The organism is Pseudomonas sp. 8 R 14, from assembly GCF_900005955.1.
Lineage (GTDB): Bacteria > Pseudomonadota > Gammaproteobacteria > Pseudomonadales > Pseudomonadaceae > Aquipseudomonas > Aquipseudomonas marginalis.
Window position 1 is genome coordinate 58,802 of record NZ_CVTH01000092.1, and the last position, 22,470, is coordinate 81,271.

The 22,470-nt window shown below is 60.8% G+C and carries 23 protein-coding genes; 10 read left to right on the plus strand and 13 right to left on the minus strand.

Annotated features, from left to right (window positions below):
* Positions 1-69: 69 nt before the first annotated feature.
* From BFQ01_RS29835 to BFQ01_RS29860, 6 genes are read right to left on the minus strand one after another with little or no spacing between them, the layout of a single operon-like run.
* A complete protein-coding gene (locus BFQ01_RS29835; protein WP_065928121.1) occupies positions 70-1,584 on the minus strand; it encodes an ABC transporter substrate-binding protein in 1,515 nt (504 codons plus the stop codon).
* Positions 1,566-2,585: an ABC transporter ATP-binding protein gene (locus BFQ01_RS29840; protein ID WP_065928122.1), complete on the minus strand. Its 1,020-nt coding sequence runs from the start codon at positions 2,583-2,585 to the stop codon at positions 1,566-1,568. The genes BFQ01_RS29835 and BFQ01_RS29840 overlap by 19 nt, the downstream gene beginning before the upstream one ends.
* A complete protein-coding gene (locus BFQ01_RS29845; protein WP_065928123.1) occupies positions 2,582-3,538 on the minus strand; it encodes an ABC transporter ATP-binding protein in 957 nt (318 codons plus the stop codon). Before BFQ01_RS29845 ends, BFQ01_RS29840 begins: the two co-directional genes overlap by 4 nt.
* Positions 3,535-4,392, minus strand: a complete 858-nt coding sequence (locus BFQ01_RS29850) for an ABC transporter permease (RefSeq protein WP_065928124.1) — start codon at positions 4,390-4,392, stop codon at positions 3,535-3,537. Before BFQ01_RS29850 ends, BFQ01_RS29845 begins: the two co-directional genes overlap by 4 nt.
* The gene (locus BFQ01_RS29855; RefSeq protein ID WP_065928125.1) at positions 4,389-5,336 is read right to left on the minus strand and encodes an ABC transporter permease; all 948 of its coding nucleotides are present in this window, start codon (positions 5,334-5,336) and stop codon (positions 4,389-4,391) included. The genes BFQ01_RS29850 and BFQ01_RS29855 overlap by 4 nt, the downstream gene beginning before the upstream one ends.
* 3 nt (positions 5,337-5,339) lie before the next feature.
* Entirely contained in the window at positions 5,340-6,227 is an 888-nt protein-coding gene (locus BFQ01_RS29860; protein WP_027604191.1) for a proline iminopeptidase-family hydrolase, read from the minus strand.
* A gap of 183 nt (positions 6,228-6,410) precedes the next feature.
* Between BFQ01_RS29860 and BFQ01_RS29865 the strand changes: the two genes are divergently transcribed.
* Together BFQ01_RS29865 and BFQ01_RS29870 are read left to right on the plus strand one after the other, a co-directional pair.
* The gene (locus BFQ01_RS29865; protein WP_065928126.1) at positions 6,411-7,175 is read left to right on the plus strand and encodes a LuxR family transcriptional regulator; all 765 of its coding nucleotides are present in this window, start codon (positions 6,411-6,413) and stop codon (positions 7,173-7,175) included.
* Between the two features lie 92 nt (positions 7,176-7,267).
* Entirely contained in the window at positions 7,268-8,200 is a 933-nt protein-coding gene (locus BFQ01_RS29870; RefSeq protein ID WP_065928127.1) for a proline iminopeptidase-family hydrolase, read from the plus strand.
* A 111-nt stretch (positions 8,201-8,311) separates the two neighbouring features.
* Here BFQ01_RS29870 and BFQ01_RS29875 read toward each other — a convergent pair whose 3' ends face one another.
* Positions 8,312-9,814, minus strand: a complete 1,503-nt coding sequence (locus BFQ01_RS29875) for a nucleobase:cation symporter-2 family protein (RefSeq protein ID WP_065928128.1) — start codon at positions 9,812-9,814, stop codon at positions 8,312-8,314.
* Positions 9,815-9,973: 159 nt separating this feature from the next.
* Here BFQ01_RS29875 and BFQ01_RS29880 point away from each other — a divergent pair, with 159 nt between their 5' ends.
* Complete coding sequence (locus BFQ01_RS29880) at positions 9,974-10,807, plus strand: nucleoside-binding protein (protein ID WP_065928129.1); 834 nt, start codon at positions 9,974-9,976, stop codon at positions 10,805-10,807.
* Here BFQ01_RS29880 and punC read toward each other — a convergent pair.
* Complete coding sequence (punC, locus tag BFQ01_RS29885; protein WP_065928130.1) at positions 10,804-11,988, minus strand: purine nucleoside transporter PunC; 1,185 nt, start codon at positions 11,986-11,988, stop codon at positions 10,804-10,806. The genes BFQ01_RS29880 and punC overlap by 4 nt on opposite strands.
* 122 nt (positions 11,989-12,110) lie before the next feature.
* On the opposite strand from punC, the gene punR reads away from it, so the two are divergent.
* Positions 12,111-13,031, plus strand: coding sequence for a DNA-binding transcriptional activator PunR (gene punR / locus BFQ01_RS29890; RefSeq protein ID WP_065928131.1), 921 nt, complete (start codon positions 12,111-12,113; stop codon positions 13,029-13,031).
* Here punR and BFQ01_RS29895 read toward each other — a convergent pair.
* Positions 13,020-14,189, minus strand: coding sequence for an aspartate aminotransferase family protein (locus BFQ01_RS29895; RefSeq protein WP_065928132.1), 1,170 nt, complete (start codon positions 14,187-14,189; stop codon positions 13,020-13,022). The two genes, punR and BFQ01_RS29895, sit on opposite strands and share 12 nt — an antisense overlap.
* 103 nt (positions 14,190-14,292) lie before the next feature.
* On the opposite strand from BFQ01_RS29895, the gene BFQ01_RS29900 reads away from it, so the two are divergent.
* The gene (locus BFQ01_RS29900) at positions 14,293-15,198 is read left to right on the plus strand and encodes a LysR family transcriptional regulator (protein WP_065928133.1); all 906 of its coding nucleotides are present in this window, start codon (positions 14,293-14,295) and stop codon (positions 15,196-15,198) included.
* On the opposite strand, the gene BFQ01_RS29905 is transcribed toward BFQ01_RS29900, so the two are convergent.
* Both BFQ01_RS29905 and fabV read right to left on the minus strand, forming a co-directional pair.
* Positions 15,195-15,818 (minus strand): HAD family hydrolase, encoded by a 624-nt coding sequence (locus BFQ01_RS29905; RefSeq protein WP_065928134.1) that lies wholly within the window; start codon positions 15,816-15,818, stop codon positions 15,195-15,197. The two genes, BFQ01_RS29900 and BFQ01_RS29905, sit on opposite strands and share 4 nt — an antisense overlap.
* Before the next feature lie 149 nt (positions 15,819-15,967).
* Complete coding sequence (fabV, locus tag BFQ01_RS29910; protein ID WP_065928135.1) at positions 15,968-17,164, minus strand: enoyl-ACP reductase FabV; 1,197 nt, start codon at positions 17,162-17,164, stop codon at positions 15,968-15,970.
* A gap of 309 nt (positions 17,165-17,473) precedes the next feature.
* On the opposite strand from fabV, the gene BFQ01_RS29915 reads away from it, so the two are divergent.
* The 5 genes from BFQ01_RS29915 (at position 17,474) to BFQ01_RS29935 (ending at position 21,117) form a co-directional block, all read left to right on the plus strand.
* Positions 17,474-18,298, plus strand: coding sequence for an aspartyl/asparaginyl beta-hydroxylase domain-containing protein (locus BFQ01_RS29915; RefSeq protein ID WP_027604202.1), 825 nt, complete (start codon positions 17,474-17,476; stop codon positions 18,296-18,298).
* A 147-nt stretch (positions 18,299-18,445) separates the two neighbouring features.
* Positions 18,446-19,819 (plus strand): nucleotide 5'-monophosphate nucleosidase PpnN, encoded by a 1,374-nt coding sequence (ppnN, locus tag BFQ01_RS29920; protein WP_065928136.1) that lies wholly within the window; start codon positions 18,446-18,448, stop codon positions 19,817-19,819.
* 207 nt (positions 19,820-20,026) lie between these two features.
* Entirely contained in the window at positions 20,027-20,284 is a 258-nt protein-coding gene (locus BFQ01_RS29925) for an AbrB/MazE/SpoVT family DNA-binding domain-containing protein (RefSeq protein WP_074845160.1), read from the plus strand.
* Positions 20,281-20,676 (plus strand): PIN domain-containing protein, encoded by a 396-nt coding sequence (locus BFQ01_RS29930; RefSeq protein ID WP_053132385.1) that lies wholly within the window; start codon positions 20,281-20,283, stop codon positions 20,674-20,676. Before BFQ01_RS29925 ends, BFQ01_RS29930 begins: the two co-directional genes overlap by 4 nt.
* Before the next feature lie 69 nt (positions 20,677-20,745).
* Entirely contained in the window at positions 20,746-21,117 is a 372-nt protein-coding gene (locus BFQ01_RS29935) for a hypothetical protein (RefSeq protein WP_065928137.1), read from the plus strand.
* A 7-nt stretch (positions 21,118-21,124) separates the two neighbouring features.
* On the opposite strand, the gene BFQ01_RS29940 is transcribed toward BFQ01_RS29935, so the two are convergent.
* Together BFQ01_RS29940 and BFQ01_RS29945 are read right to left on the minus strand one after the other, a co-directional pair.
* The gene (locus BFQ01_RS29940) at positions 21,125-21,454 is read right to left on the minus strand and encodes a YXWGXW repeat-containing protein (protein ID WP_065928138.1); all 330 of its coding nucleotides are present in this window, start codon (positions 21,452-21,454) and stop codon (positions 21,125-21,127) included.
* Positions 21,455-21,585: 131 nt separating this feature from the next.
* Positions 21,586-22,461 (minus strand): LysR family transcriptional regulator, encoded by an 876-nt coding sequence (locus BFQ01_RS29945; protein ID WP_065928291.1) that lies wholly within the window; start codon positions 22,459-22,461, stop codon positions 21,586-21,588.
* Positions 22,462-22,470: the final 9 nt, after the last annotated feature.

Here is a 22,470-nt window from a genome sequence, read left to right on the forward strand (position 1 = left end):
GCTGCTTCGCAGCCCAGCGCGGGGCAAGCCCGCTCACCACAGGTCTCTTCCCACATTGGGTTTACTTATTTAGTTCTTCACCACTTCCTCAAGGGTGAAGCGCCCCAACGGATTTTGCAGGAAGTTGCTCACATTCTTGCGTGAGATGTTGATGTACGGGCTGTAGTACAGGTCGATCCAGTTCACATCCTGTTTCGCCAGTTTCTGCAACTCGACATACATCTGCTCACGCTTGACCGGGTCGGCTTCGATGCGCGCCGCCGCGACCAAGTCCTTGACCTTGTCGTTCTTGTAGCGGGTCATGTAGTTCTGGTTGGTGTCGTGGCCGAGCACGAAGGTGGTCTTCTGGTCCGGGTCGAGGATGTCGTTGGTCCAGTACATCACCGAAATATCGTACTCACCGTCCACCAGCATCTGCCAGCTTTGGGTCGGGTCGACCTTCTGCAGGTTGGCGGTCACGCCGACCTTGGCCAACTGGTCCTTGATGATCACCGCGATCTGCTCGTCGGCTTCGTTGCCGGCGTTGACCACATAGTTGAGCTTCAAGTCCTTCGCGCCAGCCTTTTCCAACAGTTTCTTGGCGGCGGTCGGGTCATACGGGCGTTGCAGGTTGTTGGCGTAGTGGAACAACGAGCCTTTCGGGATGTAGGAATAGGCCACCGTGCCCTGACCGTAGGTCGCGGTTTTCACCAGCGACTGCTTGTCGATGGCCATGTCCAGCGCCTCGCGTACCTCCTGCTTGGCCAGCAGACCGTGGGCGTGGTTGATCAGCAGGTGATCTTCACGGGTGGACGGGTCGGAGTGGATCACCACGTTCTTGTCTTTCTTCAGCTCTTCAACCCGGGAAAACGGTACGAAGATCGCCGTGTCCAGCTCGTTGTTCTGCACCATGCGCATCCGCGTATTGTCGTCGGTCACGGAGACCCACTCCACGCCATCCAGGCTGACCTTCTTGGCCTGCCAGAAGTTCGGGTTCTTCTTCAGGATGACCCGGTCGCCCTTGCGCCATTCGTCCACGGTAAACGCGCCGGAGGTCACCGGATTTTCCGAGTAGGCGTCTTCACCCATTTTGGTCATGGCTTTTTCCGACAGGATCGAGACCGTCGGCGAGGCCAGTTGCGAGAGGAAAGCCACCGCCGGAGTCTTCAGCGTGACGACCAGGGTGTGCGGGTCTGATGCCTTGGCTGTGTTGATCAGGTTGAAGGGGTCAGCCCACAACGAAGCCTTGTTATCGCGGATGCGCAACAGGCTGAACGCTGCATCCTCGGCGGTGATCGCCGAACCGTCGGAGAACTTCGCATCGCGCAGCTTGAAGGTGTAGGTCAGGCCGTCCTTGGAAATATCCCAGCTTTCAGCCAGGCCCGGCTCCATCTTGGTGCCCAGGTTGTCCACGCGTACCAGGGTGTCGTAGACGTTGGCAAATACCCAGGTATCGCGGTTTTGCGCGCTTTTGATCGGGTCGAACGTGGTGCTGTCTTCACGGCAGCCGATGGTCAGGACGCCGGCGGCTTGCGCCAATCCGGCAGTGAGGGACCACGCGGTCAACGTAGCAGCGGCGAGCAACTTCAAGTGGCGCGATTGCATGTCATAACTCCTTGTTCATGATGGGCAGGTAGGGTCAACGGTTCTTCAAGCACGCAACTGTATCGATGCTCGTGCAGGGAATGGGTAGGCGGCAATACCACGGAACACATCGTCCGGGCGTACCGGCAACGCGGGTGGAAGGCACAGCCCGTAGGCAAATTCAGCGGGCTCGGCGGCTCGCCAGGCAACGGCTGCGTCGGCAAGGGCCGGTGCGGATCGATCTCCGGAATAGCCTCGATCAACGCCGCCGTATACGGATGGCGCGGCGAGGTGAAGACCGCTTCCACCGGCCCTTCCTCGACGATCTTGCCCAGGTACATCACCGCCACGCGGTCGCACAGGCGCCGCACGATGGCCAAATCGTGGGCGATAAACAGGATCGCCAGGTTCATGCGCTGTTGCAGTTCCAACAGCAGGTTGATGATCTGGCCCTGGATCGATACATCCAGGGCCGCCACGCATTCATCGGCGATGATCAAGCGCGGCTCCACCGCCAGCGCCCGGGCAATACCGACACGCTGGCATTGGCCACCACTGAGGGCGCCGGGTTTGCGACTGGCCAGTTCGGGGCGCAGGCCGACCAGGTCAAGCAGTTCGTTGACGCGAGCCGGGATACGCTCTGCCGGGACTTTGCGCTGCACCCGCAACACCTCGGCGATGGTTTCGCCGATGGTGTGGCGCGGGTTCAACGCGGCGTAGGGATCCTGGAAGATCATCGCCGTTTCCTGGCGCAGGCGCACGATGTCGATCGCGCTGCCATGGGCCATGTCGATGCCATCGAACAGCACCTGCCCGGCACTGATCGGGTTGAGGTGCAGGATCGCGCGGCCCAGGGTGCTTTTGCCGCTGCCGGACTCTCCCACCAACCCCAGGGTTTCACCGGCTGCAAGGTTCAGCGACACACCGTTCACCGCCTTCACCCACTGCTTGTTCAGGCCGAACACCCCCGTGCCGGACGCGGCGAACCGCACCTCGAGGTTCTTGATCTGCAACAGGCTCATGGGCGTGCTCCCAACGGGTAGTGACAGGCCACGCGCGCGCCTTCGGGCAACCGTTCGGTGCACAACGCGCCGACCTGCGGGCAACGCGGGTTGAAGCGGCAGCCGTCGGGTAACGCATCGAGCAAGGGCGGCTGGCCGGGGATGGTACGCAGCAACCCAGGACCACTGCCGTGGGTCGGTTGGCAATCAATCAGACCGGCTGTGTAGGGGTGTTGCGGATGGGCGAGCACGTCGTACTTGCTGCCGTGCTCGCACAGGCGCCCGGCGTACATCACGGCGATGGAATCACAGGTTTGCGCAACCACGCCGAGGTCGTGGGTGATCATGATGAGCGACAGGCCGCGCTGGTCACGCAGGTCCAGCAGCAGGCGCAGGATCTGCGCCTGCACGGTCACGTCCAACGCCGTGGTCGGCTCGTCGGCAATCAGCACTTTCGGGTTGCAGCCCAGGGCCACGGCGATCATCGCGCGCTGGCGCATGCCACCGGAAAATTCATGGGGATAGTTGTCGACCCGTGCCTGGGGATCGGGAATGCCCACCTGGCGCAACACTTCGATGGCTTGTCGGCGCGCGTCTTTTTTCGACGCGCCCTGATGCAGGCGGATGCCTTCGGCGATCTGATCGCCGATGCGCATCAAGGGGTCGAGGTGGCTGCTGGGGTTCTGGAAGATCATGCCCAACTGCCCGCCACGCACCGCCCGCATGCCGGCGTCATCCAGTTGCAGCAGGTCCTGGCCCGCCAGGCGTACCGCACCGCCCTGCACGCGCAGGTTGGGCGACGGCAACAGGCGCATCAAGCCACGGCAGGCCATGGTCTTGCCCGAGCCGCTTTCACCCACCAGGCCGAGGATCTCGCCTTCGGCCAGGTCAAAGGACACGCGGTCGACCAAGGTCACATCGCGCCCGGCGTTGTTGGCGATCACGCTGAGGTCTTGCACCTGCAGCAGGCTCATGAGCGATCCCCCAGCACTTGCGCCACACCATCGGCCAGCAGGCTGAAGCCCATGGCCAGGGTCACGATGGCCAGCCCCGGAAAGGTGCAGATCCACCAAGCCGTGGTGATAAACGCCTGCCCTTCGGCAATCATCGTCCCCCACTCCGCCGTCGGCGGTTGCACGCCCAGGCCCAGGTAGCTCACGGCGGCACCGTTGAGCAGTACCAGCACCGCGTCAGACATGGAAAACACAATCGAGCCAAACATCGCATTCGGCAGCAAATGTCGGAACAGAATGCGCCCATGGCCAAAGCCCAGGCTCTTGGCCGCCAGGGCGAAGTCGCTTTCCTTGAGCACCAGGATCTGTGAGCGGATCAGCCGCGCATACGACACCCAGCCCACCAGCGCCATGGCGATATAAAAACTCTTCAGGCCCGGACCGAGGATAGCCATGATCGCCAGCATCAACACCAGGAACGGGAACGCCAGGATCACATCGATCACGCGCATGCAGAAACTGTCGAAGCGCCCGCCGATATAGCCGGAAACCGCGCCGACAAACGTGCCGATCATGAACGGGAAAATCACCCCGATAATGGCCAGTTGCAGATCGACGCGCGCGCCCCAGATCACCCTCGAAAGGATGTCTCGACCGTAGTTATCCGTGCCGAATGGATGGGCTAGGCTCGGCCCCAGCAAGCTGATGTCGGTGTTCTGCGCGATCGGGTCATAGGGCGCGATCCACGGCGCACATAGCGCCAGGACCAACCATACCAGCAGGATCAACAGCCCCCACGCGGCCGTCAGGCGGCCATTGCGAAAGCCAAACCGCAGACGCAGGCGCCATGGGGCAATCAGTGGACGGCTGCTCATTGCATTTTCACCCGAGGGTCGAGGGCCACCGTGACCACGTCGGCGATAAAGTTGACCACCACCGTCGCGCACGCCAGCACCATCGCCACGCCCTGCACCACCATGTAGTCGCGGGTAAAAATGCCGCGCACCAGCAACTGGCCGATGCCGGGAATGGCGAACAGGCTTTCGATCACGACGGTGCCGCTGATCAGCCAGCCAATATTCACCGCCAGCAGGTTGACCGCCGGCACCAGGGAATTGGGCAACACATGGCGACGGAACACCGCAGCTTCCGACAGCCCACGGGCCCGCGCGGCAGTGACGTGGTCGGCCTGCAGCTCCATCAACATGCTCGCCCGCAGGTTGCGGACCAGCACCGCCGACAGCGCCAGGGCGATGGTCAGGCACGGCAAGACCATATGGTGCGCCTTGTCCAGCCAGGTACGGCCGTAGCCGGACACCGGGAACAGGCCCCATTGCACACTGAGCAGCAGGATCAGCATCAGGCCCAGCCAGAACGCCGGCATGCCCAGGCCCACGGTGGTGAACACGCGGATCAGGTTGTCCGCCCACCCGCCTTTATTGCGCGCCGCCCACGTCGCCAGCGGCACCGCAATCAGCAGTGCCAGCACCACACTGCCAAGCACCAGCACCAGGGTGGGTTCGATGCGGGTGACGATCAATTTCAAGGCGTCGACTTTGTACAGCAGTGATTGGCCGAGATCGCCCTTGAGCAGGTTCTTCAGGAAATAGAAATACTGCTGCCACAAAGGCTGGTCGAGGCCGTACTGGGCGCGGACTTTCAGCAAGGCATCCGGCGTGCTGCGCGAGCCCAGCAGGGCCCGCGCCGGGTCGCCAGGAATCGAGCGCACCAGCACAAACGTGATCAGGCTGATGCCAAACAGTACCGGCAGCAATTGCAGTGGCCGGGACAGTACAAAACGGTAGCGCGCCAGGTTCATCTGTCAGCCTCGGTGGCGAGCGAGAAAGTCCAACAGTACCGGAAAATAAGCCTGTGGCTCTTCATAGAACGGCATATGGCTACTGTTGGGAAATACATGCAGTTCGGCGTGTCTGGCCGCCATCTTCATGCGCATGGCGCAGGCTGGGGTGAGTTCGTCGTGCTGGCCGGTGGTGATCAGGATCGGCATGTTGAAAGCGGCCATCTCGGGGATGCGGTTCCAGTCCTTGAGGTTGCCGACGTAGAGGAATTCGTTGGGGCCCTGCATGGTTTCGTAGGGCCCCATGTTCCAGTCGCCGAGGGAGCGCTTGACCGGTTCGGGCCATTCGTCCAGGCGGCAGACGTGGCGATAGTTGAGCAAGGTGATCGCGGCCTGGTACTGCGGGTGATCCAGGGTACCCATGGCTTCGTGGCGTTGCATCATCGCCACGGTCTCACTGCCCAGCGCGCCGCGCAGGCGTTCGAGTTCTTGAGAAAGATGCGGAATGTCGCCGACGGTGTTCTCGAGGATCAGGCTTTTCAGCCTGTCGGGGTAATGGATGGCGTATTCGATGCCCAGCCAGCCGCCCCAGGAATGCCCGAGCAGGTGCACGCGGCCGAGGCCAAGGGCTTGGCGTACGGTTTCGACTTCTTCGACATAACGGCGGATTTCCCACAGGGAAACATCGGTCGGTCTGGCTGATGCGCCTGTGCCAAGCTGGTCGAATGCAACCACTCGCAGGTCATGGTCCTTGAGCCAGCCATGGGCGTCGCGCAAGTAGTCACACGGCAGGCCCGGCCCGCCGTTGAGACACAAGAGCACCTCATCGCCTTCGCCGAAGCTGTAGACCACGAGGTTGTGGCCATCGACTTGCACGTTGTACTGCTGGTCGGGGGCAATTTCACGCCACATGCATACATTCCTTGTGTTGTATCGGCCTGGCGGGCAGCGGCCGGTTATCAGGCCAACACTACCGAGGATGCCGCGCGTCCATAACCTGGTATTTCTTATAGGTTTGGCCTGGCAGTCCTTCGCCGGGGCGTGGCATTCTACTTGCAGGAAGTGGAGATTCAAATGAATTCGGGAGCAGAACGGATGCTGGCCAAGCTAACTGCCTTCAATCAACGTCTGATGCCGGGCAGGAGCCTGGATGAGCAGATGGACAACACTTTTATCCTCGCCCAGCAATTGGGCTTCGATGCACTGGTATACGACTACACCCCGGTGCCGATCGACCAGGATGGTGCATTGATCACCCCCTCGGTGCTGGAGCTGCGCAACACGCCGACCGATTGGCATGCGCTGTGGTGCAGCAAGGGTTTCTACCAGATCGACCCGGTGCAACACCTGGCTCTGCGCACGGTATCGCCGTTCGTGTGGTCCTACGAAGCCCAGGCTGACACGGCCCTGCAAACCATCATCGACCCCTGCCACGCCCCCGTTTCGTCCTACCTGCACGACCAGCAACTGACCTGCGGCGTCAGCGTGCCGATGCATCTGCCCCGTGGCGGCTTCGCGTCACTGACCGGCTTGCGCACTGGCAAAACGCCTGCCGTGCTGCAGGACGCGCAGCAGACCTTGTCGGACTTCAGCCTGATTTCCCACGCGTTGCAGGAAGCGGCCTACCCGCTGTTCGGCAAGGAGCTGCGCACCTACCCGCACATTCACCTGACCAAACGTGAACGCGAATGCCTCAAATGGGCCGCCGACGGCCTGACCGCCGCCGAAATCGCCACGCAACTGAGCCGCTCACTTGCCGTCGTCACCCTGCACCTGGCCTCGGCGATGCACAAACTGGGCGCCAAGAACCGTGTGCAGGCGGTGGTCCGCGCCACCCATTACCGCCTGCTGGAAGACTGATCCCCCGGCAAAACCTAGCTGTTTTGCTAGTTACCTAAATCTCGCCCGCAGACTATCGTGTCCCTGATCATTTTTTCAGGGCAGGGCAGGAAATGGACTTCATCGAAAAAATCCGCGAAGGGTATGCCGCGTTTGGCGACTACCAGACCTGGTACCGCGTCACTGGCGACCTGGCCAGCGGCCGCACGCCGCTGGTGGTCATCCACGGTGGCCCGGGCTGTACCCATGATTATGTCGACGCGTTCAAGGACGTCGCGGCCAGCGGTCATGCGGTCATCCACTACGACCAACTGGGCAACGGCCGCTCCACGCACTTGCCTGAGAAAGACCCGTCCTTCTGGACCGTCGATTTGTTCCTTAAAGAACTGGACAACCTGCTGGACCACCTGCAGATCAGCGATAACTACGCGATCCTTGGTCAGTCCTGGGGCGGCATGCTCGGCAGCGAGCACGCAATCCTGCAACCCAAGGGCCTGCGTGCGTTTATCCCGGCCAATTCACCGACCTGCATGCGCACCTGGGTCAGCGAAGCCAACCGCCTGCGCAAGCTGCTGCCCCAAGGCGTGCATGAAACCCTGCTCAAGCATGAAGCCGCCGGCACCTACCTCGACCCGGAATACCTCGCCGCCTCGCGGGTGTTCTATGACCAGCATGTGTGCCGGGTGAACCCATGGCCGGAAGAAGTGGCGCGCACCTTCGCCCAGGTCGACTCGGACCCCACGGTGTATCACGCCATGAGCGGCCCGACCGAGTTCCACGTGATCGGCAGCCTGAAGGACTGGAAATCCATTGGCCGCCTGTCGGCGATCAAGGTGCCGACCCTGGTGATTTCCGGCCGGCATGACGAGGCCACGCCACTGGTGGTCAAGCCATTCCTGGATGAGATCGCGGATGTGCGCTGGGCGCTGTTCGAAGACTCCAGCCACATGCCCCACGTGGAAGAACGCCAGGCGTGCATGGGCACCGTGGTGAAGTTTCTGGATGAGGCGTGCTCTGTTCCGCACACAGTCCGCAAGGCTGGTTGAGTTCCAAATGTGGGAGGGGCGGTGCGACGATTCGACTTGCTCCCGATAGCAGAGTGTCAGCCACTGTATTTGTGACTGACCCACCGCTATCGGGAGCAATCTCCCACATTTTCAGACCTCTGTGGTTTCAGCGTGTGCGGCTTTCCTTGGCTCCTGCGCCACCAATGGAATTTCCTTGCCCTCGGCATCAAATAACTTGCCCCCCCTGAAATAGTCCCCATCACGCAACGCCGCTACGTCGTGGAAACACAAACTGCGCTCAGTCCCCGCTACAAACACCGACTGCTGGTCCGAATTGCCTACGGTGAAATGGTTGAACGCCAGGTTCAGCAGGATCGCCATGATCGCCGACGAACTGATACCCGAATGGAAAATGGTCGCGAACCAGCTGGGGAACTGGTCGTAGAAACTCGGTGCGGCAATCGGGATCATGCCAAACCCGATGGACGTGGCGACGATGATCAGGTTCATGTTGTTGCGGTAATCCACCTTGGACAAGGTGCGAATACCACTGGCCGCCACGGTACCGAACAGCACAATCCCGGCACCGCCCAGTACCGAGGTCGGCACCGCCGCGATCACCCGCCCCATAAATGGCAGCAATCCGAGGATTACCAGGAACAAGCCGCCGGTTGCCACCACAAAACGACTCTTCACTCCGGTCACCGCCACCAGGCCAACGTTCTGGGCGAAGGCACTCTGGGTGAACGAACCGAAGATCGGCGCGAACATGCTCGACAGCATATCGGCGCGCAGGCCGTTACCCAGGCGCTTGGAGTCGACCTTGGTATCGATGATTTCCCCCACCGCCAGGATGTCGGCCGAGGTTTCCACCAGTGTCACCATCACCACGATGCACATGGAAATGATCGCCGCGATGTGAAAGGTCGGCATACCGAAATGGAACGGCGCAGGGAAACCGAACATGGGCCCCTGGCTGACCCCGGAAAAATCCGCCATGCCGAGGAACACCGCGATCACCGTGCCGATCACCATCGCCAGCAGGATCGACAGGCGCGAGATGGTCGCGCAGCCGATCTTGCTCAATAGCAGCACCAACACCAGGGTCAACGCCGCCAGGCCGATATTGGGCATGCTGCCGAAATCCGCCGCGCGGCTGTTACCGCCCATGGCCCAGCGCGCCGCCACGGGCATCAGGGTCAGGCCGATTGTGGTGATCACAATACCGGTCACCAACGGCGGGAAAAACTGGGTGATCCGCGAGAACACCGGGGTGATCAACAGCCCGATAAACGACGCGGCCATCACCGCGCCGAGAATCGCCGGTACCCCGCCGGCGCCATCGCTGCCGACAATCGCCACCATGGTTGCCACACCGGCAAACGACACGCCCTGCACCAGCGGCAACTGACAGCCAAAGAACGGCAGGCCAAGGGTTTGCAACAGGGTGGCAAGGCCACCGGCAAACAGCGACGCGGCGATCAACAGGCCGATATCCGCCGGTGACAACCCGGCCGCCTGGCCCACGATCAACGGTACTGCGACGATGCCGCCGTACATGGTGAGCACATGCTGCAGGCCGTAAGCCATGTTGGCGGCGACGCCTAGATTCTCATCTTCCGGCCGCTGCGGTGACGCCTTCGGGATAGTCATGGTGAGGGGTTCTCTGTTTTTGTTGTGGTGACACTGTATGCAATGTTTAGACTGGATGTCCATAGAGTTGTATACAATCAATCGAACAAGATACCCTCCATCGGCGTTACAAAAACAATCTGGCCGTGATGAGCCAGAACGCCAAAGGACACAGAAACCATGAAAAAGGCATTACAGGGAGCCACCGTTGCACTCACCCTCCTCGGCGGCGGGGAGGCCGTCGCGGTGGAATGGATGAACAACAGCGTAGGTTTTCGCTACGGCCAGCAATTCACCAATCCGAATAACCCCGACGAATTCAGCAAGCGCATCTACAGCGTTACCCACGCCAGCGGCTACCGGTATGGCAGCAACTTCCTGAACCTGGACGTGTTCCTGTCCGACAGCCGCGACCCGCGCAAGGGCACCGACCACGGTGGCAGCGAGGTGTACGCGGTGTACCGGCATCAGTTGTATGCGTCACGGGTGCTGGATGTGCCACTGGGCACCGGGCTGATCAAGGATTACGCGCTGACCCTGGGCTTTGATGCGAACCGCAACAACAACGTCGCGTCGGCGAAAAAACGCGCACTGGTGCTCGGCCCGACATTGAAGTTCAACACCGTGGGCGTGCTGGACCTGAGCCTTCTGTACTACAAGGAGCGCAACCACACCGGCATCCCCGGTGCACGGGAGTCGAACCACACGTTTGACGACACCTACATGCTCAACCTGACGTGGATGCGCCCTTTCGAGATCGCCAACCATGCGGCGAAATTCCAGGGCTTTGTGAACTACGTCGGGGAAAAAGGCGCGGACTACCATGGCCGTGACACGGCACCGGAAACCCTGATGCGCAGCGCGCTGATGGTCGCGGTGCGACCGGGCAAGAGCGTGAAGCCGAACCTGTACCTCGGGGTGGGTTACGAGTACTGGCACAACAAGTTCGGCGTGGACGGCGGCAGGGGCAGCCGTACGTCAACGCCGACGGTGAACATGGAAGTGACGTTCTAGGCGGCGGCCAGTTCCGACTTGTCTGCTTTCGGCCGCGCCAGCCAATAGCCCAAGACGGCCAAGGGCGCGGTCGCCAGCATCACGATCGCCGTGATCAGCAACGGTTGCTCGATCATCGAGGACACCAACAGGCTGCTGAGAAAGCACAGGCCCAATTGCAGGGTGTTTTGCAGTGCCGCCGCCTTGCCGGAATGTTCTGCAAACGGCATCAGCGCATTCGCCACCACGATCGGGTAGCTGGCGCCGTTGACCAGCGCCATCAGGCAGAACGGAATCAGCAAGGTGGTGAGCGTCGGCACGGTCAAGGTGGCGACCAGGTACAGCGCCACCATGCTGATGCAATAGGCCAGCAGCAACCACGGCAACAGCGTCTTGCCCTGGAAACGCTGCAAAGCGCTACGGCAACTGTAGCCACCCACCAGAAACGCCAATGTCGGCAGCACGTAGCTCAGGCCGATGTCATTCGGGCTATAGCCCATGTCGCCGAGGATGAAGGGTGAAGCGGTCAGCCAGGCGAAGAAACTGGCCGAGCAGGCGGCGAAGATCATCACATTGCCGGTAAACACCCGGGAGGTGAGCAACTGCCAATAGCCAAGGCGCGAAGGTTCGTCTTCCCGCGTCTGAGGTTTCGACACGGAGCGCAGGAACAACGTCGGCAGCAACAACAGCAACGACACCCCCAGCAATACGCCAAAGATGGCTTGCCAACCGAAGTGGTTCAGCACCATCGCGCCCAGCAGCGGCGCCAGGGCCGGTGACAACGACATCAACGGCATGATGCTGGCGAACACGCGGTGGGCCTTGTTGGCCGGGTAGCGGTCGATCACCAGCGCCTGCCAGCTCACGGCCGCAGAACACACGCCAATCGCCTGCATAAAGCGCAAGGCCAGCAACTGCGGCGCGGTCTCGACCCAAAACATCCCCGCGCAACCCACCACAAACAGGCTCAAGCCTGCGAGCAGAATCGGCTTGCGCCCCAGGCGGTCGGACAACGGCCCCCACAGCAACTGCCCCACGGCAAAGCCCGCGAGAAAAATACTCAGGCTGGCGCCCACCGCGCCCGCACCAATCTGCAACTGCTCGCCCATGGCGCCGAACGCCGGCAAATACATGTCCATTGCGAGGTAACCGAGCATGCTCAGCCCCGCCAGATACCAGGTGAAACCAAAAGAATTTTTCATTGAAACCTTGTTAATCCTGCCATCAAACTATTTGCTGACTGCCGCCCATTATGAAGCTGACAGTTTTGCTGTGAAGCGATAATAATTGGCGGCTGTTATCAATAATTTTGAAGGCAACCCTCATGTGGTCCGAATACTCCCTGGATGTCGTCGATGCGGTAGCGCGCCATGGCAGCTTCAGCGCCGCCGCCCAGGAATTGCACCGCGTGCCGTCAGCCATCAGTTATACCGTACGTCAACTTGAAGAGTGGCTGGCGGTGCCGTTGTTTGTGCGCCGGCATCGTGATGTGGAGCTGACACCCGCCGGCCGTCTGTTTATCGACGAGGCCCGCGGGGTAATGAAAAAAATGCTCGGCACACGGCGCCTGTGCCAGCAGGTGGCCAATGGCTGGAGTGGCCAGTTGAAGGTGGCCGTGGATTCCATCGTCAAACCCCAGCGCTGCCGACAGTTGGTGCTGGATTTCTATCGACAGTTTCCCGAGGTGGAATTGCTGCTGGAATACGAGGTGTACAACGGTGTGTGGGATGCCCTGGCGGATGAGCGCACCGATATTGTCATCGGTGCCACCAGCGCCGTGCCAGTGGCCAGTCACTTCACCTTTCGCGATATGGGCTTATTGAATTGGCTGTGCGTGGTCAGCGCCCGGCACCCGTTGGCGGCCATGGAAGGGTTGCTCAATGACGACCAACTGCGCCCCTTCGCCTCGCTGTGCATGACCGACACCTCGCGCAACCTGCCCAAGCGCGACACCTGGACTCTGGATAACCAACGCCGGTTGGTAGTCCCGAACTGGGCCTCCGCCATCGATTGCCTGCGCGATGGCCTGTGCGTCGGCATGGCACCGGCGCATCAGGTATTGCCGTGGATCGAACGCGGTGAATTGGTGGCGCTGCAACTGACGCGCCCCTTCCCGGCCAGCCCATCGTGCGTGGCCTGGGCACAGAGCAAACTGTCCCCGGCCATGGCGTGGTTGCTGGAGTACCTGGGGGATACCGAGACGATGAACCAGGAGTGGCTCAACGGAAAGGACCTAGTTCAATAGCCGACTGAGGGCCCGCACGATCATCTCCACCTCCTTGGCATCCAGGGTCAACGGCGGCAGCAGGCGAATGACCTTGCCCCGCGTCACGTTGATCAGCAGCCCATGCTCTTGGGCAGCACGCTGGGCCAGGTCGCGATAGGGGCTGGCCAGCTCAACACCGATCATCAGGCCCTGCCCCCGAATCGCCAGCACCTGCGGATGCTCTTCCAATTCCATGCGTAACCGCGCCAGCAAGCGCTCGCCCTGTTGTGCAGCGTTCTGCAACAAGCCTTGCTCTTCGATAATGTCCAACACCGTGCAGCCCACCCGGCACGCCAGCGGGTTGCCGCCAAAGGTGCTGCCATGACTGCCCGGCGTGAAAAGCGCGGCTACCGCTGCCCTGGCCAGGCAGGCACCGATGGGCACGCCATTGCCGAGGCCTTTGGCCAGGGTCATCACATCAGGGACAATGCCTTCATGCTGGAAGGCAAACCAGGCGCCGGTGCGGCCGATGCCGGTCTGGATTTCGTCGAGCATCATCAGCCAGCCGTGCCGTGTGCAGTGGTCACGCAGGGCTTGCAGGTAACCCGGCGGCGCTGGCAGTACACCACTTTCGCCCTGGATGGGCTCCAGCAAGACCGCCGCGATCCGTGTGCCAAACGTCTGGGTGATTGCCTCGATCGCCACCAGATCACCAAACCTGACCTTGAGAAAATCCCCCGGCAAACGTTGGAAACCCAAGCGCACCGAGGGGCCATCGCTGGCCGCCATGGTACCCAGCGTACGACCATGAAAGGCATTCTCCATCACCACCACCAAGGGCTCTTCGATGCCTTTTTTCCAGCCATGCAACCGCGCCAGTTTCAGCGCCGTCTCGTTGGCTTCGGCGCCGGAATTATTGAAGAAGGCACGGTCCAGGCCGGACAGCCGCGTCAGGCGCTGGGCCAGACGTTGTTGCCAGTCGATGCTGTAGAGGTTGGAGGTGTGCAACAACAGGCCGGCCTGCTCGCTGATGGCCGTCACCAGTTTCGGGTGGGAATGCCCGACGTTAGTCACCGCCACACCCGCCACTGCGTCCAGGTATTCGCGCCCCTGCTGGTCCCACAGGCGCGTGCCGAGGCCACGGGTGAAGCTCAGGGCCAGGGGTTGATAGGTGGTCATCAGGCAGGCGGCGGTCATGGTGGCGGACTCCAGTGCATCGTTGAGATAGCAACAGTATCGTTAGCCATCCCAGCTGGATAAACTGCGCCCTCCTGCAATGACTTTAAACCAGGACTTGATAATGGACCTGTTCCAAGCGATGTCGGTGTACGTGAAAGTGGTGGAGAGCGGCAGCATGACCGCCGCCGCCCACGCCTGCGGGATGTCGACCACCATGGTCGGCAACCACCTGCGCGCCCTCGAACAACGCCTGGGCGTCAGCCTGCTCAAGCGCACCACCCGCAAACAGAGCCTCACGGAGTTCGGCGGCCAGTATTACCAGCGTTGCCTGGAAGTACTCGGGCTGGTGGCAGACTCCGAGCAATGGGCCGAACAGGCCCACGGCGACATCCCCAAAGGTACCCTGCGCATCACCGCGCCACCGGCGTTCGGCACTGAACGCCTGGCGCCGGCCTTGAGCGAGTTTTCCCAACGCTACCCGCTGATCAAGCTGTACGTGGTGCTCAGCAACCAGCGCATGGACATGGTCGACAGCGGCTTTGACGTGGCTATCCGCCTGGGCGAGCTGGAACCCTCAAGCCTGATCGCCCGACCAATGCAGGACTACACCATCACCCTGTGCGCCTCACCGGACTATCTGGCCCGACGTGGTACACCCCAGACACCCGAGGACCTGCAACAGCACGACTGCCTGGCATTCGCCTACCCTTCCACCGATGACTGGCGCAACGCCGACAAGCTGTGGCGCATGACCGGCGCAGAAGGCGAAGTGGAAATCCCGGTGTCCGGCTCGCTGACCATCAATAGCTCCCAGGCCTTGCGCCAGGCCGCCGTGCAAGGCATGGGGATCGTCATGCTACCGGATGCCCTGGTGCAGCCCGACCTGCAAACCGGCAAGCTGGTGGCCTTGCTGACCACCTATCAACTGCCCAGCCGGCCCATGCATTTGCTGTACGGCCAGGACCGTTATCGCTTGCCGAAGCTGCGCGCCTTTGTGGATTTCGCCATGGAAAAGTGGGCGCGCTAGAAGCCCACGCCCAACTCGCGCAATCGCGCCGCCGTCTGCTCGGCAGACACGTGGTGAATGCCTTGCCAGCCGAGGGCGACGGCCGCTTCGATATTGCCGGCGACATCATCGATAAACACCACCTCCCCCGGCTGGATATCCGGCAGGTACACCCGTACCTGGCTGAGGCTCGCGTGGTAGATCGCCGCGTCGGGCTTGATCAGCTTCAACTCGCCAGACACCACGATGTTGCGAAATTTCCGAAGGAAGGGGTAATTGGCGAGCGCATAGGGAAAGGTCTCGGCCGACCAGTTTGTGAGCCCGAACAGTGGCATGTTGGCCTGATGCAGCGCGTTGAGAATCGCCACGCCTTCGGGCAACGGGCCACGCAGCATTTCGTGCCAGCGGCCGTAATAGGCCGTGATCAAGGGTTCATGCTCGGGGTATTGATCGATCAGGATCTGTGTGGCTTCGGCCAGCGGCCGCCCCGCATCCTGCTCGGTGTTCCAGGCCTGGGTACAGATGTTATCGAGGAACCATTGCCGCTCTTGATCGTCGGCAATCAGTTTGCGATAGAGGTGCTGCGGGTTCCAATCGAAGAGAACACCGCCGAAATCAAAAACGACTGCACGAATCGTCATCAGATCCTCCGTTAGCATGGTTTGAGAGCTGAGGGAGTCTGGCAGATTTACAAGGAGGGAGGTGCGCGCCGGAGCGTAAGACGGATCTGAAAAACCAAAAAAACAAATATGGGAGGGGGACACGCCTCCTCCCACATTTTTAACCGCGTTTAGGCTTGGACCAGACCCTTGATCTTCACGGTCGGGTTCACGTCAGCCTCGTAGTCCACACCATCGATTTCAAAGCCGAACAAGCGCAGGAACTCAGCCTTGTAGCCGGCGAAATCACTGATCTCGTCGACGTTCTCGTCGGTGACCTGGTTCCACAGTGCCGCCACGGCGTCCTGGACCTTCGGTTCCAGTTCGGCCAGGTCGGCGCGCAGGCGGCCGTCGGCGTCAAGCTTCGGTTCGCTGCCGTACAGGCTGTCCTTGAACAGGCCGTAGACCTGCTCGATGCAGCCTTCGTGGGTGCCCTGCTCTTTCATCACTTTGAACAGCAACGACAAGTACAGCGGCATGATCGGGATCGCGGAGCTGGCCTGGGTGACCACCGCCTTGAGAACCGATACGCGGGCGTCGCCCTTCAGTGCAGCGAGGTTGTCGCGCAGGGTCAGGACTTTCTTGTCCAGGTCTTTCTTGGCTTCGCCGATGGAGCCATTCCAGTAGATGTCCTGGGTCAGCTTCTCACCGAGGTAGGTGAACGCGGTAGTCTTGGCGCCTTCGGCCAGTACGTCGGCATCACGCAGGGCGTCGATCCACAGCTGCCAGTCGGCGCCGCCCATGACATTGACGGTGCCGTCGATTTCTTCCTGGGTTGCAGGCTCGAGGGTAGTGTCGACCACAACGCCTTTGTCGGTATTGATACCGCGCAGGGTCACAGCCTTGCCGATTGGCTTGAGGGTGGAGTTGTAGACTTCACCGGTTTTTGGATCAGTACGCCGTGGCGCGGCCAGGCTGTAGACGACCAGGTCGATCTTGCCCAGGTCTTTCTTGATGGTTTCGATGGTCAGGCGCTTGATCTCGTCGGAAAACGCGTCGCCGTTGATGCTCTTGGCGTACAGGCCTTTTTCAACGGCAAACTTCTCGAACGCAGCGCTGTTGTACCAGCCGGCGGAGCTCAGCTTGCCTTCTTCGCCTTCTTTCTCAAAAAACACGCCCAGGGTGTCGGCGCCGCAGCCAAACGCTGCACTGATGCGCGCGGCCAGGCCGTAGCCGGTGGAAGCGCCAAGGACCAGCACCTTCTTCGGGCCGTCTTTGATGGCGCCGTGCTCAGTTACGTAGTCGATCTGTTCCTTGACGTTCGCTTCACAGCCAACAGGGTGAGCGGTCACACAGATAAAGCCACGAACCCGCGGTTTGATGATCATAAAATTTCTGCCTCTTCCAAGGTGCCGAAGGCCAATGGTGGCCATTCAACTTCAATCGTACCGGTCTATGACGTCCGAAAAACCGAAGCGTCACGATAGTCGCAAATCTTCTGTTTACAAAATCCAATCCACACGAGCCCACCAGGTTTAAAGACTGTGTCGAGCCTTCACAATTTTGCACTATTTAAAACGCCAATCCGCTGCTGGACGCCTTATCATGACGAAGATGTTTCATTATATTTCAAAACCCCACCACTCGCGGCCACGGATCCGGACCTGTCGAATGGCGTCCTTCTGGAGCTGAGTTGCATGAACAAGTCTGCTTTGCGTAAGAAAGCGGTATCGGTCGCCTGGGTACTCGGCGTGTTGCTGATTATCGATGTGTTCCCCGAAACCACGCTGGTGTTCCTCTGCCTGGTACTGGTGTGCGGCGTTTACGACTTCCTGCGTAACGGCCTGTATGACAAGCCGACCGTCAAGAAATACTTTATCGGCAGTGGCCGCAATACCTGGCTGCTGGCACCGTTCAACACCCTCTTCGACCTGCTGAGCGCGCGTAACCGTCACGTCTACACGATGGGCGACCTGCCACCGGCCTGGCGCACAGACCTGCAACAGGTGCTCGATGACGCCATGGCCCACAAGGATGAAATCATCGGCTACCTGGATGAACGCATGGCCGAGAAGAAGCGCGGCATGTTGTTTTTCCAGTGGTACGGGCGACCGATCGAAACCACCCTGGATATTCCTGAACTGCGCAAAAAACTGCCGTTCGTGAAAACCATCGGCGTGTCGGTGTTCAACGAGAACCGCTCGACGTCCTTTCACTTCGGCCCCCTGCGCATGATGTTCCGCGTGCTCTACAACATGGCACCGGCGCCCCATCACGATGGCGTGTACATCCAGGTCGGCAAGCACAAGCACTACTGGCACGACGACCCGCTGTTTATCTTTGATGACACGCTGATGCATGCGTCCTTCAACAAGAACGACGCCAAGCGCTACTGCCTGTTTATCGACATCGTACGGCCAACGCCGCTGCCGTCGGTGCTTAACGCCGTCATCGCGGGTTTTGCCGGGCTGGTCTTTACCCTGCGTCGGGTTTTCTACAAAAACTGGAAGCTGATTGAGTAAGTTCTGCGGCATGATGGTGTTGGACGGTATTTGCGCTCGGCCCTGCGCCTGAGGTAAATATCCGGCTCGTGCGCCCTAACCTGCGCCCACCATTCTCACGTCATCGCACCTCGACAGGTGCGGTGGCTGCGTTTTCAAGGAATCAGAATGCCCCAACGCCAAGTCATCAATGCCTCCGTCAGCCCCAAGGGCAGCCTCGAAACCCTGTCCCAACGTGAAGTCCAGCAACTGAGCGAAGCCGGTACCGGCAGCATCTACACCCTGTTTCGCCAGTGCGCCCTGGCGATCCTCAACACCGGCGCCCATATCGATAACGCCAAGACCATCCTCGACGCCTACAAGAACTTTGAAGTGCGCATCCACCAGCAGGACCGTGGCGTACGCCTGGAGCTGTTGAACGCCCCCGCCGATGCTTTCGTCGATGGCGAAATGATCGCCAGCACCCGCGAAATGCTGTTCAGCGCCCTGCGGGACATCGTCTACACCGAGAACGAGCTGGACAGCCAGCGCATCGACCTGAGCAACTCCCAGGGCATCACCGACTACGTATTCCACCTGCTGCGCAATGCCCGCACCCTGCGTCCGGGCGTGGAACCGAAGATCGTGGTGTGCTGGGGCGGGCACTCGATCAACACCGAAGAGTACAAATACACCAAGAAAGTCGGCCACGAACTCGGCCTGCGCAGCCTCGACGTGTGCACCGGTTGCGGCCCGGGCGTGATGAAAGGCCCGATGAAGGGCGCGACCATTTCCCACGCCAAACAACGCATTACCGGCGGGCGCTACCTGGGCCTGACCGAGCCGGGCATCATCGCCGCCGAAGCGCCGAACCCGATCGTCAACGAACTGGTGATCCTGCCGGACATCGAAAAACGCCTTGAAGCCTTCGTGCGCGTGGGCCACGGCATCATCATCTTCCCCGGCGGCGCCGGTACGGCCGAAGAGTTCCTGTACCTGCTGGGCATCCTGATGCACCCGGACAACCGCGACGTGCCCTTCCCGGTCATTCTCACCGGGCCGAAACAAGCCGCGCCGTACCTGCAACAGTTGCATGCCTTCGTCGGCGCCACCCTCGGCGAAGCCGCGCAGGCGCACTACCAGATCATCATCGACGACCCGGCCGAAGTGGCCCGCCAGATGACTGTCGGCCTCAAGGCGGTGAAGCAGTTCCGCCGTGAGCGCAACGACGCGTTTCACTTCAACTGGCTGCTGAAGATCGACGAAGGCTTCCAGCGCCCGTTCGACCCGACCCACGAAAACATGGCCAGCCTGCAACTGAGCCACGCACTGCCGCCCCATGAACTGGCAGCCAACCTGCGCCGTGCGTTTTCGGGAATCGTGGCGGGTAACGTGAAGGACAAGGGCATTCGCCTGATCGAAGAACATGGCCCATACGAGATCCACGGCGACCCGGCCATCATGAAGCCACTGGATGAGCTGTTGCAGGCGTTCGTTGCCCAGCATCGCATGAAGTTGCCGGGTGGCGCGGCGTATGTGCCGTGTTATCGCGTAGTGCAGTGAGCTCGCCAGGTAATTTGCTTACAGCCGCCAGGCTTTAATGGCGGTCGGTCATAGTTTGTATCTCTTTGCGGCATGAGTAAGCGTGCGGGAGGGCTGAGTTCGGACTAGGTTTTCATGACCCCGACTCATCCTCCACCTGAAGAGCGACCTATGGACCAACGGATATTGTCCTCCACCACTCCTTACCCTAAGGTAAGGAGCATCATGTTGGAGATCTTTACCATGGCGACCGCCACACTTACCTCAAAAGGGCAAATCACCATCCCCGTCCAAGTCAGGACCGCACTTGGCCTGGAAACAGGCGACCGCGTCGAGTTCGTCGAAACGGAAGATGGCAAGTTTTCCATCATTGCAGCGAGCAAGACTGTCCATGACCTCAAGGGGCTGGTCCGGAAGCCTGCAAGGGTCGTGTCCATTGACGACATGAACCGCGCCATCGCAGCACAGGGAGCGAAGGCTGGATGATCGGACTGGATACCAATGTACTGGTGCGCTACGTCACCCAGGATGATCCCGTTCAATCCCCCAAGGCCTGCGAATTGATCGAATCCCTCACCACGCTTTCGCCAGGGTTTGTCAGCCTGGTGTCCGTGGTGGAGTTGGTATGGGTATTACAGAGCTGCTACCAATGTGCCAAAAATGACATTGTCGTCGTTCTGGAAACACTGCTGCGCACCCGTGAATTGACCGTCGAACATGCCGAGGTCATCTGGCAGGCGCTTCGACGGTTCACGGCCAACAACGCCGATTTTGCCGATTGCCTGATAGAGCGCTGCGCCCACGCGGCCGGGTGCGAATACACCGCTACCTTTGACCTCGGTGCGGCCAAGGCAGCGGGTATGAAGCGTCTGGGCTGAGCGGCAACATTGCGGCAAGGGGCAGGCTTTGGTAAAAGTCGCTAATCCCTGAACGAGAGAACGCCCCACGTGCGCACGCTTCTTCTTGCTGCCCTGGCCCTGACGCCGTCCCTCGCCCTGGCCGAGATCATCTGGCCCGACCTGCCAAAGAGCTGCTTCGTCAGCGGGCGTTCTGCCACTAGTGTGGATGTGGACGCCGGCTGCGCAGCGTTCCTGATCAATGTGCAAGGCAAGGCCGCAGGTACGCCGATCAAGGTGGATATTCCCCAATATGCTTTTCACATCGACGAAGCCAGCGGCAAAGAGACACCGGTGATCATCATCCAGGCCGAAGAGAACGGAGAGGTCAAGGCCGTGGGATACAAGGAACTGGGCACCGATCAACTCGGTGCCGCGCTGCTGCGGGAAGTACGGCTCCTGGGTACAAAAAAGCCCTCCTAGTCGGGGTTCAACGAACCCAGCCCCCCACCTGCCAGTGATAGCCATCATTGCGCTGCACCCAATGCGGATGCACATAACGATAGCCTTCTCGCACCGGCTCCCAATGGCCGTGTACGGCAACGTAGCGCCCGCCTTCCCAGCGCCAGTAACCACGTGACCATATGTAACCTTCACGTACGGCAGGCTCGACTTCGATGATCTGGGTCGGCGGCGGTTGTGGCGCGACCACCTCGACATATTCACGCTGTACAGGCCGGCGCTCATGCACCACTCGCTCCTGCACACACCCGGACGCCGCGACCACAACGGCCGCTAATGCCGCGTAACGTAACAACATACAACCCCCTCGGGCGTTATCGCCCAACACCTGCACCGGTAAAAATGCCCCCGTGTTTCAGCCGTGCTCCTGCTCAGGCCTGGGTACTTTTTTAACAGGTTGTGTCTGTCGGATTGCTGAAGCAGCACGCATCAAGGGTGACCGAAGCGTCCCAACACCGCTTCGACAAAGCGTCTCAACTTGGCCGTACGCTGGCGGTTCGCCGTGTAGACAAGGTGCATCGGCCGGCTCGGCGCTTCAAAGTTCGGCAGCACTCTCACCAATTCGCCCCCGGCCAATGCCCGGCGCAAGAAGTCTTCCGGACCGAGCACGATGCCAAAACCATCCAGCGCGGCGGACATCAAGGCCCTGCTTTCATTGATCTGCAAGCGACTGGCAACCTGCACCTTATAAGGCGTCGAAGCCTGGTAGAACACCCACTCGCGATCCGCCGGCCGCGACCAGAAGGCGTAGCCGAGACATTCGTGATGTTCAAGGTCCGCCGGGGCCTGCGGGGTACCGCGTGCCGCCAGGTACTCCGGCGACGCGCAGACCACCAGGCGGTAAGGTGCCAGTGGCCTGGCTGTCAGGCCGGTGGTCGCCAGGGGGCCGATACGAAAAGCGGCTTCATAGCCCTCCTCCACCAGGTCCACGAAACGGTCGGTCAAGTGCAGGTCGATTTCCACATCCGGGTTGTCGCGCAGGAACCCGGTAATCAACGGCATCAGGCTGTAGGATCCGAAGGTGACGGGCGCGGTGATTTTCAGCTTGCCGCGCGGCGTGTCGTTCATGATCTGCGCCAGTGAATCGGCAGCCTCGGCTTCTACCAGGATATGTTTGCAACGCTCGTAGTACGCGCTCCCCAGCTCCGTCAGGCTTTGCCTTCGTGTGGTGCGGTTAAGCAAGCGAGCGCCCAGGCGCTGCTCCAGCGCGGTGACATGTTTGGCCACCATCTGCGGCGACATGCCCAAGCGCTCGGCAGCCCGCGTGTACGAGCCCAACTCAGCAGCTATCACAAAGGCATTCATGCTCGACAG

Coding starts and splice junctions, on each gene's coding strand:
- BFQ01_RS29945 (WP_065928291.1), bottom strand. CDS start 22,461: ATGAATGCCTTTGTGATAGCTGCTGAGTTGGGCTCGTACACGCGGGCT.
- BFQ01_RS29870 (WP_065928127.1), top strand. CDS start 7,268: ATGGACTTCATCGAAAAAATCCGCGAAGGGTATGCCGCGTTTGGCGAC.
- fabV (WP_065928135.1), bottom strand. CDS start 17,164: ATGATCATCAAACCGCGGGTTCGTGGCTTTATCTGTGTGACCGCTCAC.
- BFQ01_RS29865 (WP_065928126.1), top strand. CDS start 6,411: ATGCTGGCCAAGCTAACTGCCTTCAATCAACGTCTGATGCCGGGCAGG.
- BFQ01_RS29900 (WP_065928133.1), top strand. CDS start 14,293: ATGGACCTGTTCCAAGCGATGTCGGTGTACGTGAAAGTGGTGGAGAGC.
- BFQ01_RS29905 (WP_065928134.1), bottom strand. CDS start 15,818: ATGACGATTCGTGCAGTCGTTTTTGATTTCGGCGGTGTTCTCTTCGAT.
- BFQ01_RS29880 (WP_065928129.1), top strand. CDS start 9,974: ATGAAAAAGGCATTACAGGGAGCCACCGTTGCACTCACCCTCCTCGGC.
- BFQ01_RS29850 (WP_065928124.1), bottom strand. CDS start 4,392: ATGAGCAGCCGTCCACTGATTGCCCCATGGCGCCTGCGTCTGCGGTTT.
- BFQ01_RS29860 (WP_027604191.1), bottom strand. CDS start 6,227: ATGTGGCGTGAAATTGCCCCCGACCAGCAGTACAACGTGCAAGTCGAT.
- BFQ01_RS29855 (WP_065928125.1), bottom strand. CDS start 5,336: ATGAACCTGGCGCGCTACCGTTTTGTACTGTCCCGGCCACTGCAATTG.
- BFQ01_RS29840 (WP_065928122.1), bottom strand. CDS start 2,585: ATGAGCCTGTTGCAGATCAAGAACCTCGAGGTGCGGTTCGCCGCGTCC.
- punR (WP_065928131.1), top strand. CDS start 12,111: ATGTGGTCCGAATACTCCCTGGATGTCGTCGATGCGGTAGCGCGCCAT.
- ppnN (WP_065928136.1), top strand. CDS start 18,446: ATGCCCCAACGCCAAGTCATCAATGCCTCCGTCAGCCCCAAGGGCAGC.
- BFQ01_RS29835 (WP_065928121.1), bottom strand. CDS start 1,584: ATGCAATCGCGCCACTTGAAGTTGCTCGCCGCTGCTACGTTGACCGCG.
- BFQ01_RS29845 (WP_065928123.1), bottom strand. CDS start 3,538: ATGAGCCTGCTGCAGGTGCAAGACCTCAGCGTGATCGCCAACAACGCC.
- punC (WP_065928130.1), bottom strand. CDS start 11,988: ATGAAAAATTCTTTTGGTTTCACCTGGTATCTGGCGGGGCTGAGCATG.
- BFQ01_RS29915 (WP_027604202.1), top strand. CDS start 17,474: ATGAACAAGTCTGCTTTGCGTAAGAAAGCGGTATCGGTCGCCTGGGTA.
- BFQ01_RS29895 (WP_065928132.1), bottom strand. CDS start 14,189: ATGACCGCCGCCTGCCTGATGACCACCTATCAACCCCTGGCCCTGAGC.
- BFQ01_RS29940 (WP_065928138.1), bottom strand. CDS start 21,454: ATGTTGTTACGTTACGCGGCATTAGCGGCCGTTGTGGTCGCGGCGTCC.
- BFQ01_RS29875 (WP_065928128.1), bottom strand. CDS start 9,814: ATGACTATCCCGAAGGCGTCACCGCAGCGGCCGGAAGATGAGAATCTA.
- BFQ01_RS29930 (WP_053132385.1), top strand. CDS start 20,281: ATGATCGGACTGGATACCAATGTACTGGTGCGCTACGTCACCCAGGAT.